Origin of the sequence: Staphylococcus sp. Marseille-Q1834 (genome assembly GCF_916858875.1) — a bacterium.
Taxonomy (GTDB): Bacteria; Bacillota; Bacilli; order Staphylococcales; family Staphylococcaceae; genus Staphylococcus; species Staphylococcus pragensis.
In genome coordinates this window covers 648564-664553 of the sequence record NZ_CAKASN010000001.1, presented here as the reverse complement: position 1 = coordinate 664553, position 15990 = coordinate 648564, and the positions used below count along the sequence as shown (strand labels likewise).

The 15990-nt window shown below is 35.3% G+C and carries 14 protein-coding genes; all 14 read left to right on the top strand.

The window, feature by feature from the left end; translation table 11 throughout:
- The first annotated feature begins 127 nt into the window (after positions 1-127).
- The 14 genes from metG to mfd all read left to right on the top strand — a co-directional run bounded on the left by metG (position 128) and on the right by mfd (position 15961).
- Positions 128-2104, top strand: coding sequence for a methionine--tRNA ligase (gene metG, locus LIX58_RS03400; protein ID WP_226386074.1), 1977 nt, complete (start codon positions 128-130; stop codon positions 2102-2104).
- Between the two features lie 84 nt (positions 2105-2188).
- Positions 2189-2962, top strand: coding sequence for a TatD family hydrolase (locus LIX58_RS03395; RefSeq protein ID WP_103298607.1), 774 nt, complete (start codon positions 2189-2191; stop codon positions 2960-2962).
- Between the two features lie 147 nt (positions 2963-3109).
- Positions 3110-3658: a ribonuclease M5 gene (rnmV, locus tag LIX58_RS03390; RefSeq protein ID WP_154838405.1), complete on the top strand. Its 549-nt coding sequence runs from the start codon at positions 3110-3112 to the stop codon at positions 3656-3658.
- Between the two features lie 3 nt (positions 3659-3661).
- Positions 3662-4552 (top strand): 16S rRNA (adenine(1518)-N(6)/adenine(1519)-N(6))-dimethyltransferase RsmA, encoded by an 891-nt coding sequence (gene rsmA, locus LIX58_RS03385; RefSeq protein ID WP_154838404.1) that lies wholly within the window; start codon positions 3662-3664, stop codon positions 4550-4552.
- A 99-nt stretch (positions 4553-4651) separates the two neighbouring features.
- Positions 4652-4915: a biofilm formation stimulator Veg gene (veg, locus tag LIX58_RS03380; protein WP_002461480.1), complete on the top strand. Its 264-nt coding sequence runs from the start codon at positions 4652-4654 to the stop codon at positions 4913-4915.
- Positions 4916-5235: 320 nt separating this feature from the next.
- Entirely contained in the window at positions 5236-6084 is an 849-nt protein-coding gene (ispE, locus tag LIX58_RS03375; protein WP_154838403.1) for a 4-(cytidine 5'-diphospho)-2-C-methyl-D-erythritol kinase, read from the top strand.
- Positions 6085-6097: 13 nt separating this feature from the next.
- The gene (purR, locus tag LIX58_RS03370) at positions 6098-6922 is read left to right on the top strand and encodes a pur operon repressor (RefSeq protein WP_126566284.1); all 825 of its coding nucleotides are present in this window, start codon (positions 6098-6100) and stop codon (positions 6920-6922) included.
- A 16-nt stretch (positions 6923-6938) separates the two neighbouring features.
- Entirely contained in the window at positions 6939-7319 is a 381-nt protein-coding gene (locus LIX58_RS03365; RefSeq protein WP_154838402.1) for a RidA family protein, read from the top strand.
- Between the two features lie 66 nt (positions 7320-7385).
- The gene (spoVG, locus tag LIX58_RS03360; protein ID WP_103298613.1) at positions 7386-7688 is read left to right on the top strand and encodes a septation regulator SpoVG; all 303 of its coding nucleotides are present in this window, start codon (positions 7386-7388) and stop codon (positions 7686-7688) included.
- 223 nt (positions 7689-7911) lie between these two features.
- Positions 7912-9267: a bifunctional UDP-N-acetylglucosamine diphosphorylase/glucosamine-1-phosphate N-acetyltransferase GlmU gene (gene glmU, locus LIX58_RS03355; protein ID WP_154838401.1), complete on the top strand. Its 1356-nt coding sequence runs from the start codon at positions 7912-7914 to the stop codon at positions 9265-9267.
- A 110-nt stretch (positions 9268-9377) separates the two neighbouring features.
- Positions 9378-10343 (top strand): ribose-phosphate diphosphokinase, encoded by a 966-nt coding sequence (locus tag LIX58_RS03350; RefSeq protein ID WP_154838400.1) that lies wholly within the window; start codon positions 9378-9380, stop codon positions 10341-10343.
- Between the two features lie 218 nt (positions 10344-10561).
- On the top strand, positions 10562-11227 hold the full coding sequence (locus LIX58_RS03345; RefSeq protein WP_126566292.1) for a 50S ribosomal protein L25/general stress protein Ctc: 666 nt from the start codon (positions 10562-10564) through the stop codon (positions 11225-11227).
- Positions 11228-11882: 655 nt separating this feature from the next.
- Positions 11883-12455 (top strand): aminoacyl-tRNA hydrolase, encoded by a 573-nt coding sequence (gene pth, locus LIX58_RS03340; RefSeq protein WP_126566293.1) that lies wholly within the window; start codon positions 11883-11885, stop codon positions 12453-12455.
- The gene (mfd, locus tag LIX58_RS03335; RefSeq protein WP_154838398.1) at positions 12452-15961 is read left to right on the top strand and encodes a transcription-repair coupling factor; all 3510 of its coding nucleotides are present in this window, start codon (positions 12452-12454) and stop codon (positions 15959-15961) included. Before pth ends, mfd begins: the two co-directional genes overlap by 4 nt.
- Positions 15962-15990: the final 29 nt, after the last annotated feature.

Genomic DNA, 15990 nt, shown 5'->3' with positions numbered 1-15990 from the left:
AGATACGACAATAAATTTAATATATGAGTTATAATTGAAATGTAACGAAAAACATTAACTTATAAGTCTTTAAAGTGGGCTTACATGATATTAAGCATCATGTTATATAGGAAGAGGAGGACCATTGATGGCGAAAGAAACATTTTATATTACAACCCCTATTTATTATCCTAGTGGTAATTTACATATCGGCCACGCATATTCAACGGTTGCAGGTGACGTAATTGCACGTTATAAACGTATGCAAGGTTACGACGTGCGTTATTTAACGGGTACGGACGAACACGGTCAAAAGATTCAAGAAAAAGCGCAAAAAGCTGGTAAAACAGAATTAGAATATCTTGATGAAATGATCAACGGCATTAAAAGTTTATGGAAAAAATTAGAAATCTCTAATGATGACTTCATTAGAACAACTGAAGAACGCCATAAACTAGTGGTTGAAAAAGTATTCGAGCGTTTATTAAAACAAGGTGATATCTACCTTGGTGAATATGAAGGATGGTATTCAGTTCCTGACGAAACATATTACACTGAATCGCAACTTGTAGACCCTGTCTATGAAGATGGAAAAATTGTTGGCGGTAAAAGCCCTGATTCAGGTCATGAAGTGGAATTAGTTAAAGAGGAAAGTTATTTCTTTAATATTAATAAGTATACAGACCGTTTATTAGAATTTTACGATGCAAATCCTGATTTCATTCAACCACCTTCAAGAAAGAATGAAATGATTAACAACTTTATTAAACCTGGTTTAGAAGATTTAGCAGTTTCACGTACATCATTTGACTGGGGTGTTCGTGTACCTTCAAATCCTAAACACGTTGTTTATGTATGGATTGATGCATTAGTTAACTACATCTCAGCATTAGGCTATTTATCAGATGATGATGAATTATTCCAAAAATATTGGCCAGCAGATGTGCATTTAATGGCGAAAGAAATTGTACGTTTCCACTCTATTATTTGGCCAATCTTATTAATGGCTTTAGATTTACCGCTTCCTAAGAAAGTCTTTGCACATGGTTGGATTTTAATGAAAGACGGTAAAATGAGTAAATCAAAAGGTAACGTAGTAGACCCTAACGTATTAATTGATCGTTATGGTTTAGATGCTACACGTTATTATTTAATGCGTGAATTACCATTTGGTTCAGACGGTGTGTTCACACCAGAAGCCTTTGTAGAACGTACAAACTATGATTTAGCAAATGACTTAGGTAACTTAGTGAACCGTACGATTTCTATGATTAACAAATATTTCCAAGGTGAACTTCCAGCTTATGAAGGTCCAAAACATGAATTAGATGAAGATATGGAAGCACTTGCGCTTGAAACAATGAAAAACTTCAATGAGAATATGGAAAGCTTCCAATTTTCAGTTGCTTTATCAACTGTTTGGAAATTCATTAGCCGTACAAATAAATATATTGATGAAACAACACCATGGGTATTAGCTAAAGATGATAGCCAAAAAGATATGCTTGGCAATGTAATGGCTCATTTAGTTGAGAATATTCGCTTCGCAGCAGTGTTATTACGTCCATTCTTAACTAATGCTCCAAGAGAAATCTTTAAACAATTAAATATTAATAATCCTGAATTATTCGAATTAGCTAGCCTTGAAAGCTACGGCGCGTTGAAACAACCAATTATGGTTACTGAAAAACCAACGCCTATCTTCCCAAGATTAGATACTGAAGCTGAAATTGCGTATATTAAAGAATCTATGCAACCAGATCAACCAGCAGCAACTGAAGAAGAGGCAGTACCAGGTAAAGCACAAATTGATATTAAAGACTTTGATAAAGTTGAAATTAAAGCAGCAACGATTACTGAAGCTGAAAATGTTCCTAAATCTGATAAATTATTAAAAATTCAAATCGATTTAGGTAATGAACAACGTCAAATCGTTTCAGGTATTGCTAAGTTTTATCGTCCAGAAGATATCGTTGGTAAGAAAGTGGCAGTCGTTACTAACTTGAAACCAGCTAAATTAATGGGCCAAAAATCTGAAGGTATGATTTTATCTGCTGAAAAAGATGGCGTTTTAACTTTAGTAAGCTTACCAAGCGCTATTCCAAATGGTGCGATTGTAAAATAGAACTGACTTGTCGATAAAAATATAAAGAGGCTGAGTCACAAAGATGACGTCTTTTGGCCAGCCTTGAACGTTAGGAGAGATAGAATGTTAATCGATACACATGTTCACTTAAATGATGAGCAATATAATGAAGATTTAGAAGAAGTTATTTCTCGTGCTAGAGAAGCAGGTGTAGATCGCATGTTTGTGGTTGGATTTGATACACCTACGATTGAACGTGCGATGGAATTAATCGATAAATATGACTTTATTTACGGCATTATCGGTTGGCATCCTGTTGATGCGATTGATTTCACTGAAGAGCGCCTTGAGTGGATTGAACAATTAGCACAGCATCCTAAAATTATTGGTATTGGCGAAATGGGTCTTGATTACCATTGGGACAAATCGCCTGCCGATGTTCAAAAAGAAGTATTTAGAAAACAAATTGCACTCGCTAAAAGAGTGAAATTACCTATTATTATCCATAATCGTGAAGCGACTCAAGATTGCGTAGATATTTTAATGGAAGAACATGCTGAAGAAGTTGGAGGCATTATGCACAGCTTTAGTGGTTCTCCTGAAATTGCAGATGTAGTCATTAATAAATTGAACTTCTACGTATCTTTAGGTGGCCCTGTGACATTTAAAAATGCTAAACAACCGAAAGAAGTAGCGAAGCATGTGCCGATGGATAGATTGCTTGTGGAGACAGATGCGCCTTATTTATCGCCACATCCTTATAGAGGTAAACGTAATGAACCTGAAAGAGTGACACTTGTTGCTCAACAAATCGCTGAATTACGTGATATGACATACGAAGAAGTATGCCGTCAAACGACTGAGAATGCAGAACGATTATTTAATTTAAATCAATAAATTGCTGTGAGAAAGATGTTGAACAAGTGATGTCGTGGTATCATTTTATGAGGATATCACGATATAAATGCCAGCATCTTTCTCATTTTTTATTTTTGAAAAGTTAAAAGAATGATGAAATAGCTTGAAAGGTAATGATAATCAATTATGAAGATAAATGAATTTATCGTAGTAGAAGGTAGAGATGATACGGAACGTGTTAAGTCAGCAGTAGAATGTGACACGATTGAAACGAATGGAAGTGCCATTAACAAGGAAACACTAGCTGTTATTCAAAATGCACAAGAAACTCGAGGTGTGATTGTGTTAACAGATCCTGATTTTCCAGGAGATAAAATTAGAAACACTATCACGGAGCATGTTAAGGGTGTTAAACATGCATATATTGACCGCGAAAAAGCTAAAAATAAACGAGGAAAGATTGGCATTGAACATGCACATCCAGAAGATATTAGAGAAGCCCTCATGCATGTCAGTTCACCGTTTGAAGAAGCACACGAAACTATCGATAAAAGTGTGCTCATCGATTTAGGATTGATTATCGGTAAAGATGCAAGACGTAAAAGAGAAATATTAGGTCAAAAACTGCATATTGGACATTCAAATGGCAAACAATTACTAAAAAAACTTAATGCATTCGGCTATACTGAAATGGATGTACGTAAAGCTTTATCAATGGATAAGGAGAGTGAATAAAAGGTGGAAAGAAAAGACATTGCAACACCTTCTCGAACGAAAGAACTATTAAATCAATATGGTTTTAATTTCAAAAAAAGTTTAGGACAAAACTTTTTAATAGATGTAAATATTATTCATAAAATTATTGATGCAAGCCAAATCGATAAAACGACTGGCGTGATTGAAGTAGGGCCAGGTATGGGGTCTTTAACAGAGCAATTGGCTAAACATGCAAAAAAGGTAATGTCATTTGAAATCGATCAACGTTTAATTCCTGTACTTAAAGATACACTTGCACCCTATGACAATGTAACTATCATCAATGAGGATATATTAAAAGCGGATATAGCGAAAGCAGTGGAAACGCATTTAAATGACTGCGATAAAATTATGGTTGTGGCTAACTTGCCATATTATATTACAACACCTATCCTGCTTAACTTAATGCAACAAGATATTCCTATTGATGGCTATGTAGTAATGATGCAAAAAGAAGTCGGCGAACGTTTAAATGCTGAAGTAGGCACAAAGGCGTATGGCTCTTTATCTATCGTCACGCAATATTATACAGAAACGAGCAAAGTATTAACTGTGCCAAAATCTGTCTTTATGCCGCCACCCAATGTGGATTCTATTGTAGTGAAGTTAATGCAACGAGAAACGCCACTTGTTAAAGTCGATGATGAACAAGCTTTCTTTAAACTTGCTAAAGCAGCGTTCGCACAGCGACGTAAAACAATAAATAATAATTACCAGAACTTCTTTAAAGACGGCAAAAAATTAAAAGAAATTATCTCAAAATGGCTTGAACAAGCAGATATCGATCCTAAAAGACGTGGTGAAACACTTTCAATACAAGATTTTGCACGTTTGTATGAAGAAAAGAAAAATTTCCCAGAATTAGAAAATTAAATTGTTGACAAAGCGCTTTTACACTGATAAAATTTAAATTTTATTTGACAAATTGCTACAAAATGTGGTATTATGTAACTTGTAGCGAGGTGGAGCAATATGCCAAAATCAATTTTGGACATCAAAAATTCTATTGATTGTCATTTAGGAAATCGTATTGTACTAAAAGCCAACGGGGGTCGTAAAAAAACAATTGAACGTTGTGGTGTGTTAAAAGAAACATATCCTTCAGTATTCATTGTTGAATTAGACCAAGATAAGCATAATTTTGAAAGAGTTTCGTATACATATACGGATGTTCTTACAGAGAACGTACAAGTTTCATTTGAAGAGGATAATCATCAAGAAGCAGTTGCACACTAATTTGAACATAATAAACATAGAGTAGTTCAGTGTTATGCAAACTCTATAATAAAAATGATTGAGTATTGGGCTTAAATTGAGTTCAATGCTCTTTTTCATTATTGCTGTTTTTTTAAAATAAAAACTCAAAAAGACTATTTTACATAAAATTTTACGCACTATTTATATTAATATTGTTATTCATCGTAGAAAACGTATATTAAGAGAATTTAAAATGGCTTACATTAAGATTTTACATAAATTTATGGTGTATCTATCAAATATTTTAAGTCTTTATGTTAAAATCATCTTATTACTATTGATGAAGAGAGGGCGGAAAAATGATATATGAAACGGCACCTGCCAAGATAAATTTGACGCTCGATACACTTTTCAAAAGAGATGATGGATATCATGAAATTGCGATGGTCATGACAACTGTGGATTTAAATGATCGCCTTTCTTTTCAAAAAAGAAATGATAAAAAAATTGTTGTAGATATAGAGCATAATTATGTTCCAAATGATCATAAAAATCTTGCTTATCGGGCTGCTAAATTTATGATGGATACATATGATTTAACGCATGGTGTAACTATCACGATTGATAAAGATATCCCAGTGTCAGCTGGATTAGCAGGAGGTTCTGCTGATGCTGCTGCTACCATGCGAGGCATGAACCGTTTATATAATCTCAATAGACCTTTAGATGAATTAAGTGAATTAGGTATACAAATCGGTACAGACATTCCGTTTTGTATATATAATAAAACTGCTATATGCACGGGTAGAGGAGAAAAGATTACGTTTTTAAATAAACCACCATCTGCATGGGTGGTCTTAGCTAAACCAGACTTAGGGATTTCTTCACCGGATATATTTAAAGCACTTAATTTAAATTATGCGCATCATGTACATACGAAGATGTGTGAAGAGGCGATTAATGATGGCGATTATCAAAGGTTGTGCCAAAGCTTATCTAATCGTTTAGAGCCTGTTTCAATGTCATTGCATCCTGAAATTGAAAAGATAAAAAATAATATGTTGCAATGTGGTGCAGACGGCGCACTTATGAGCGGAAGTGGGCCTACAGTTTATGCGCTTGCACAAAAGGAAAGTCAAGCGAAGAAAGTTTATAATGCAGTCAATGGCTGTTGTAATGAAGTATATTTAGTTAGATTACTAGGATAGAAGGGTTGAACTTATGAGGTATAAAAGAAGCGAACGTATCGTCTTTATGACACAATATTTAATGAATCATCCAAATCAGTTAATACCTTTAACATTTTTCGTAAAAAAATTTAAACAAGCAAAGTCCTCAATTAGCGAAGACGTTCAAATTATTAAGAACACTTTCCAAAAAGAAAAGTTAGGAACAGTGATTACAACTGCCGGCGCAAGCGGTGGGGTAACGTATAAACCAATGATGAGTAAAGAGGAAGCTACAGAGATCATTGATGAAATTATTGCCTTACTACAAGAGAAAGAACGCTTATTGCCAGGTGGTTATTTATTCTTATCTGACTTAGTTGGCAATCCTTCTTTATTAAATAAAGTAGGTAAATTAATCGCAAGTATTTATATGGATGAGAAGCTAGATGCTGTCGTGACGATTGCCACAAAAGGGATATCACTTGCCAATGCAGTAGCGAACGTATTAAATTTACCTGTAGTGGTAATTAGAAAAGATAACAAAGTCACTGAAGGTTCTACTGTATCTATCAATTATGTTTCAGGTTCATCTCGAAAAATAGAAACTATGGTACTTTCTAAACGAACATTAGCTGAAAATTCAAATGTTCTCGTTGTAGATGATTTTATGAGAGCAGGTGGCTCAATTAATGGTGTGATGAATCTTATGAATGAGTTTAAGGCACACGTAAAAGGGGTATCTGTACTTGTAGAATCGAAAGAAGTTAAACAAAGATTGATTGAGGATTATACTTCTTTAGTCAAATTATCAGATGTTGATGAATATAATCAGGAATTTAAAGTAGAACCTGGCAATAGTTTGTCTAAATTTTCGTAAAAGGAGTTTTTACAGCATGAAAACAATTAATGCAAATAAAGCACCAGAAGCTTTAGGACCATATTCACACGCAATGGTCGTGAACAATTTAGTATTTACATCAGGCCAAATTCCATTAGATACTGATGGAAATATTGTTAGCGATGATGTAAAAGAACAAACAAAACAAGTACTTGAAAATTTATCAGTTGTACTTGAAGAAGCGGGTTCAGATTTAGAATCTGTTGTTAAAGCAACTATCTTTATTTCTGACATGAATGAATTTCAACAAATTAACGAAGTTTATGGAAGTTACTTTAGTGAACATCAACCAGCGCGTAGCTGCGTAGAGGTTGCACGTTTACCTAAAGACGTTAAAGTTGAAATTGAAGTAGTAGGTAAAGTTAAAGGAATATAATTTTCTTAATTAAGCAATTGTCAAGCTTCTAACCAATCAAAGATATATACCAGGGGGGCTCACTGCATGAAAGTGACAGATGTAAGACTTAGAAAAATACAAACAGATGGTAGAATGAAAGCACTTGTTTCAATTACACTTGATGAAGCTTTTGTAATTCATGATTTACGTGTAATTGAAGGTAACTCAGGTCTTTTCGTTGCTATGCCAAGTAAACGTACACCAGATGGTGAATTCCGTGATATCGCGCATCCAATCAACTCTGACATGAGACAAGAGATTCAAGATGCCGTTATGAAAGTATATGACGAAACAGATGAAGTTATTCCTGATAAAAACGCTTCATCAGAAGAATCAGACGAAGCTTAATCAAATATATAAATTTTCCACAGGTTCAGCGCACGTTTTGTTGAGCCTGTTTTTTTATGAAAAGATGAGTACATAAAGATATTTTAAAAATGAGAATAAAAGTCGAGGAGACGAAGTCTTTTTGTATCAAATTAGTTTTCTGTTTATTTCCTATATTGAAACTCGAAGTTGAGTTAAATTATAATAACTATGAAGTGTAAAAATTATTGGAGGGTTACCATTCATGCAAAGAAACGCGGTAATATTAGCAGCTGGTAAAGGCACAAGAATGAAATCAAAACAATATAAAGTGCTACATAAAGTTGCTGGCAAATCAATGATTGACCATGTACTAACAAATGTAAAACGCGCAGGCGTAGACCAAATTGTAACAATTGTAGGTCATGGCGCGGACCAAGTAAAAGAAACTTTGGGTGATCAATCGTTATATAGTTATCAAGAAGAACAACTAGGAACGGCACACGCGGTTAAAATGGCACAAGAGCATTTAGAAAATAAAGAAGGCACAACTCTAGTTGTATGTGGTGACACACCTTTAATTACAGCTGAAACATTAAATAAATTAATTGAACATCATGAACAATCTAAAGCACAAGCAACGGTGTTATCTGCTACGGCTCAAATTCCATTTGGTTATGGACGCATTGTACGCGATGACAACAATCAACTTAGCCGTATCGTAGAAGAAAAAGATGCGACAGAAGAAGAGAAACGTTTAACTGAAATTAGTTCAGGTATTTTTGCATTTGATAATAAAGTTTTATTTGAAAAGCTTGCTCAAGTTAAAAATGATAATGCCCAAGGTGAATACTACTTGCCTGATGTGATTGCCTTAATTTTAGAAGATAAAGGTATCGCAGAAGTTTATCATACGGATGACTTTAACGAAATTATGGGTGTGAATGATCGTGTGATGCTAAGTAATGCAGAAAAAGCGTTACAACAACGCATTAACATTCAACATATGAGAAATGGCGTAACAATTATCGACCCTACGACTACATTTATTGGACCAGATGTGGAAATTGGTATGGATACAATTATCGAACCCGGTGTGCGCATCAATGGTACAACTAAAATCGGTGAAGAAACAGTGATTGGTCAATACTCAGAAATCAATAATAGTCAGATTGGTTCACATGTTGACATTAAACAATCTGTAATTAATGATTCAGTAGTTGGCGATAAAACAAAAGTAGGTCCATTTGCTCAATTACGTCCAGGCTCAAATTTAGGCAATGAAGTTAAAGTAGGTAATTTCGTAGAAGTGAAAAAAGCAGAACTCAAAGACGGTGCGAAAGTATCTCACTTAAGTTACATTGGTGACGCTGAAATTGGTGAACGTACGAACATTGGTTGCGGTTCTATTACGGTTAACTACGATGGTGTTAATAAATTTAAGACAACGGTTGGCAAAGATGCATTTATCGGATGTAATACAAACTTAGTAGCACCGGTAACTGTTGGCGATGGCTCGTTAATTGCAGCAGGATCTACGATTACAGACGATATTCCACAAGATAGCTTAGCACTTGCTCGTGCGCGTCAAGTCACTAAAGAAGGCTATGTTAAAAAATAGTTTTTTAATAATATAAAGAACTTCTTTTTTAGTTTTTTTGTTGAACATAGTAAAAGTTATTGATTTTTTATATAATAAGAGTGTCTAAGTAAAAAATTGGAGGACTATAAATGTTAAATAATGAATACAAAAATTCATCTTTAAAGATTTTCTCTTTAAAAGGGAATGAACCATTAGCACAAGAAGTTGCTGATCGAGTAGGGATTGAATTAGGTAAATGTTCTGTAAAACGCTTCAGTGATGGTGAAATTCAAATTAATATCGAAGAAAGTATTCGTGGTTGTGATGTCTTCATTATTCAACCAACGTCATACCCTGTTAACTTACATTTAATGGAATTATTAATTATGATTGATGCTTGTAAACGTGCATCTGCAGCGAATATTAATATTGTAGTTCCTTATTATGGTTATGCACGTCAAGATAGAAAAGCACGTAGCCGTGAACCTATTACAGCGAAATTAGTAGCTAATTTAATTGAAACAGCTGGTGCAAATCGTATGATCGCATTAGATTTACATGCGCCTCAAATCCAAGGATTCTTTGATATTCCAATCGACCACTTAATGGGCGTACCTATTATTGGTCAACATTTTGAAAATGACCCTAACATTAATCCAGAAGAATGCGTAGTTGTTTCACCTGACCATGGTGGTGTAACACGTGCACGTAAATTAGCTGACATTTTAAAAACTCCGATTGCGATTATTGATAAACGTCGTCCAAAACCAAACGTAGCTGAAGTTATGAATATTGTTGGTGATATTCAAGGCCGTACAGCGATTATTATTGACGACATTATTGATACAGCAGGTACAATCACATTAGCTGCACAAGCTCTTAAAGATAAAGGTGCTAAAGAAGTTTATGCATGTTGTACACACCCTGTTTTATCAGGCCCTGCTAAAGAGCGTATCGAAAATTCAGCAATTAAAGAATTAATCGTGACTAACTCAATTTTACTTGACGATAGTCGCAAACCAGCAAACACAAAAGAATTATCTGTAGCTGGATTATTAGCACAAGCAATTATTCGCGTATACGAAAGAGAATCAGTGAGTGTATTATTTGACTAAAATTTACAAATGCGTTTGACTTCTCATTTCCAACCGTGTATAATACATTCGTTCGTGGTTTTACGAACTAATAAACACTTGCAAGCAACTTTTTAAGTTGATGGGTAAGTGAGGATAAGTTTAGACCATTTATTTATATATGAGAGCATCACATATAGACAGATGTTGTCAGATAATAGTACGTGTCAAAACTTTAATTATGAAAGGTGGAAATACGAATGGCTTCATTAAAGTCAATCATCCGTCAAGGTAAACAAACTCGTTCTGACCTTAAAAAATTACGTAACACAGGTAAAGTACCTGCAGTAGTTTATGGTTACGGTACTAGAAATACTTCAGTTAAAGTTGATGAAGTTGAATTCATCAAAGTTATTCGTGAAGTTGGACGTAACGGTGTAATTGATTTAGGCGTAGGTTCTAAAACAATTAAAGTAATGGTATCAGATTATCAATTTGATCCACTTAAAAACCAAATTACACACATCGACTTCTTAGCAATCAACATGACTGAAGAACGTACTGTTGAAGTACCAGTTCACTTAGTTGGTGAAGCTGCTGGCGCTAAAGAAGGCGGCGTAGTTGAACAACCATTATTCGACTTAGAAGTTACAGCTACTCCAGAAAATATTCCTGAAGCAATCGAAGTAGACATCACTGAATTACAAATCAATGATAGCTACTCAGTTGCTGATATCAAAGTATCTGGTGACTTCACTATCGAAAACGATCCTGAAGAATCTGTAGTAACAGTAGTACCTCCAACTGACGAACCAAGTGAAGAGGAAATCGAAGCTATGGAAGGTGAAGCTGCAACTGAAGAACCAGAAGTTGCTGGCGAAGAAAAAGAAGATAGCGAAGACGAAGAAAATAAAGACGAAGAATAATTCGTCTCAAACTGTCGACAAAGTCTCAGACTTTGTGGGCAGTTTTTTTATGCGCATGTTTTTTAGGGGAATGGGTCGTAAAGTAGTTCTTAGATAGATATTCACTCGTTTAAGTTGTTTCACTTTCCAGGGGTGCTGTCTCTAAAGTAGTTCTTAAATGGATGATCATTTCACTTAAGTTGAGATGCTTGCCTAGGGGGCTGGGTTGAGCCTTGGTCTCAACACTCATCCTGTTCCCTCAGGCGTCACTCAACTACGTTTCATTATCCATTTTAGAACTACTTACGTAAGTGTATGCGCATTTAAGTTCTTCATAGTCTGTTCCTTTGTGAGTTATCTATAAATTCAAGAATAGTTCATCGGATTATTATCATATTGGATAATTTAACAAATGATAATTTGTTTTTTAAGAATCTAGGATAAAAGATAATATTTTAAAACTACAAGGTAAATTCACAGTAGTGAACTGAGTTGAGGAGACACTTATATGTAAGCTGTTCTTAGCTCTAGAGATCTTTGTAAGGGTGGAACAATGAATTCTGTTCCACTCCTTTTTTGTGTTATGATAGGGAATGTTATAGAATAATGATTAATCAATATGACGGACATCTGAACTGGTGAAAACGTCTATTAAAACACATTGGAGGTTGCACGTATGAAATGTATTGTGGGTCTTGGAAATATAGGTAAACGTTTCGAACTAACAAGACACAATATCGGCTTTGAAGTGATTGATTATCTTTTAGAGAAACATCACTTTTCATTAGATAAACAAAAGTTTAAAGGTGCTTATACGATTGAACACCTTAATGGCGATAAAGTTCTATTTATCGAACCGATGACAATGATGAATTTGTCAGGAGAAGCAGTAGGGCCTTTAATGGATTACTATAATGTTGATGTAGAAGATTTAATTGTTCTTTATGATGATTTAGATTTATCTCAAGGTCACATTCGCTTGCGTCAAAAAGGAAGTGCTGGCGGTCATAACGGTATGAAATCCATCATTAAACATCTTGGTACCGATCAATTTAAACGTATTCGTATTGGTGTAGGGAGACCAACGAACGGTATGTCAGTTCCGGATTATGTATTACAGAAATTTTCAAAAGATGAAATGATAACAATGGAGAAAGTGATTGAACATGCTGCACAAGCGGTAGAATCATTTATTGAAAGTTCACGCTTTGACCATGTGATGAATGAATATAATGGAGAAGTCAATTGAGAACCATCATTTCAGATTATATTCAGAAAGATAAACGATTCCAGGAACTCGACCAAGTCTTCGGCCAAGAGAATATTCTCGTAACAGGCCTCTCTCCCTCGGCAAAAGCGACGATTATCGCTGAAAAGTATCTCAGTGATCAGCGCCAAATGTTATTAATTACAAATAATTTATATCAAGCAGATAAGTTAGAAACAGACATCTTACAATATGTAGATAGTTCAGAAGTTTATAAATATCCAGTTCAAGATATTATGACGGAAGAATTCTCAACGCAAAGCCCTCAACTTATGAGTGAACGTGTACGCACGTTAACTGCCTTAGCTCATAATGAGAAAGGGTTATTTATCGTTCCATTAAATGGTTTGAAAAAATGGCTCACACCAGTAGATATGTGGAAAGACCATCAAATCACGCTAAACGTTGGTGATGATATTGATGTCGACGGTTTATTAAATAAACTGGTTAATATGGGTTATCGTCGTGAAAGCGTCGTATCTCATATTGGTGAATTCTCTCTACGCGGGGGCATTATCGATATTTATCCATTAATAGGACAGCCGGTTAGAATTGAATTATTTGATACAGAAGTAGATTCGATTCGTGATTTTGACGTTGAAACTCAACGTTCAAATGACAATATTGAAAGCGTTGATATTACAACTGCGAGCGATTACGTGATTACTGATGAAGTCATTCAACATCTTCAAACAGAGTTGCAAGCCGCTTATGAACATACACGTCCTAAAATCGATAAATCCGTCCGTAATGATTTGAAGGAAACTTACGAAAGTTTCAAATTATTTGAATCGACATTTTTCGATCATCAATTATTACGTCGTCTGGTGGCATTTATGTATGAGAAGCCGTCTACGCTTATTGATTATTTTGAAAAGGACGCCATCATAGTAGCCGACGAGTATAATCGTATTAAAGAAACTGAGAAGACATTAACTACTGAAGTGGATGATTTTATCCAAAATCTAATTGAAAGTGGTAATGGTTTTATCGGACAATCATTCATGCAATATGATGGCTTTGAAACGCTTATTGGACAATATCCTGTCACTTATTTCACATTATTTACGTCTTCAATGCCAGTAAGGTTACAACACATTATTAAGTTCTCATGTAAACCCGTACAACAATTTTATGGTCAATACGATATCATGCGTTCTGAATTCCAACGATATGTTCATAATGATTATACAATTGTCGTACTTGTCGAAACGGAAACGAAAGTCGACCGTATTCAATCGATGTTAAATGAAATGCATATTCCTACCGTGACAAATATTCATAGTGAAGTTCAAAGTGGCCAAGCTATCGTCACAGAAGGTAGTTTATCTGAAGGTTACGAACTTCCGTATATGCAATTGGTCGTGATTACTGAGCGAGAGCTTTTCAAAACGAAACAGAAAAAGCAACGTAAACGTACGAAAACGATGTCTAACGCTGAAAAGATTAAATCTTACCAAGATTTAAATGTAGGTGACTATATTGTTCACGTACATCATGGTGTAGGCCGTTATTTAGGTGTGGAAACGCTTGAAGTTGGCGACGTGCACCGCGACTATATTAAATTGCAATATAAAGGTACGGACCAATTATTTGTACCTGTTGATCAAATGGATCAAGTTCAAAAATATGTCGCTTCGGAAGATAAATCACCGCGTCTTAATAAATTAGGCGGTTCTGAATGGAAGAAAACGAAAGCGAAAGTTCAACAAAGTGTTGAAGACATTGCAGATGAACTTATCGCGCTTTATAAAGAACGTGAAATGTCTGTTGGCTATCAATATGGAGAAGATACGGCAGAACAAACCGCGTTTGAAATGGACTTCCCTTACGAATTAACACCAGACCAAGCGAAATCAATTGAAGAAATCAAAGGCGACATGGAACGTGAACGTCCTATGGATCGCTTACTTTGTGGTGACGTAGGTTACGGTAAAACAGAAGTAGCCGTTCGTGCAGCCTTTAAAGCAGTGATGGAAGGGAAACAAGTGGCGTTCCTAGTGCCAACTACAATTTTAGCGCAGCAACATTATGAAACATTAATTGAGCGTATGCAGGATTTCCCAGTCCAAATTGAACTTATAAGTCGTTTCCGCTCTGCAAAAGAAGTAAGAGAAACGAAAGAAGGCTTGAAGTCTGGTTACGTGGACATCGTTGTCGGCACCCACAAACTATTGAGTAAAGATATTCAATATAAAGATTTAGGTTTACTGATTGTCGATGAAGAACAACGTTTCGGTGTACGTCATAAAGAACGTATTAAAACATTAAAAACCAATGTCGATGTATTAACACTTACAGCTACGCCAATTCCTAGAACATTGCACATGAGTATGCTAGGGGTACGTGACTTATCAGTGATTGAAACACCACCAGAGAACCGCTTCCCTGTACAAACTTATGTCCTTGAACAGAATAGTAACTTTATAAAAGAAGCCTTAGAACGAGAATTGTCACGTGATGGACAAGTGTTCTACCTTTATAACAAAGTACAATCGATTTACGAAAAGCGTGAGCAACTCCAAATGTTAATGCCAGAAGCTAACATTGCGGTCGCACATGGTCAAATGACTGAGCGTGACCTTGAAGAAACCATGTTAAGTTTCATCAATGGCGAATATGATATTTTAGTTACTACAACCATTATTGAAACAGGGGTCGACGTACCAAATGCCAATACATTAATTATTGAAGAAGCGGATCGCTTTGGTTTAAGTCAGCTGTATCAATTACGTGGACGCGTAGGACGTTCAAGTCGTATCGGTTATGCCTATTTTTTACATTCAGCAAACAAAGTATTAACTGAAACTGCCGAAGAACGTTTACAAGCCATTAAAGAATTTACTGAATTAGGTTCAGGATTTAAGATTGCAATGCGTGACTTAAACATCCGTGGCGCAGGTAACTTGTTAGGTAAACAACAACATGGCTTCATCGACTCAGTCGGTTTCGACTTGTACTCACAAATGCTTGAAGAAGCCGTTAATGAAAAACGCGGCATCAAAGAAGAAGCGCCTGATGCACCAGAAGTCGAAATGGAATTACATCTTGATGCTTACCTACCAGCGCAATATATTCAAAATGAACAAGCTAAAATTGAAATTTATAAAAAGCTACGTAAAGTAGAAACAGAAGAACAACTTTTCGATATCAAAGACGAATTAATCGATCGTTTCAACGATTATCCAGTAGAAGTAGAACGCCTATTAGAAATGGTAGAAATTAAAATACATGCCTTACATGCAGGTGTGACGCTAATCAAAGATAAAGGCAAGCAAATTGAAGTCTTCTTATCAGCGAAAGGTACAGAACAAATTAATGGTGAAGAACTATTTAAACAAATCCAACCTTTAGGACGCGCAATGAAACTCGGCGTAAAAGAAGGTAAAATGCACATCACTTTAACGAAATCGAAACAATGGCTCGAGAATCTGAAATTCTTAGTTAAATGCTTAGAAGGAAGCATGGTTATTGAACATGAACTCTAAACACCAATCAACACAAGCACCACCATCAG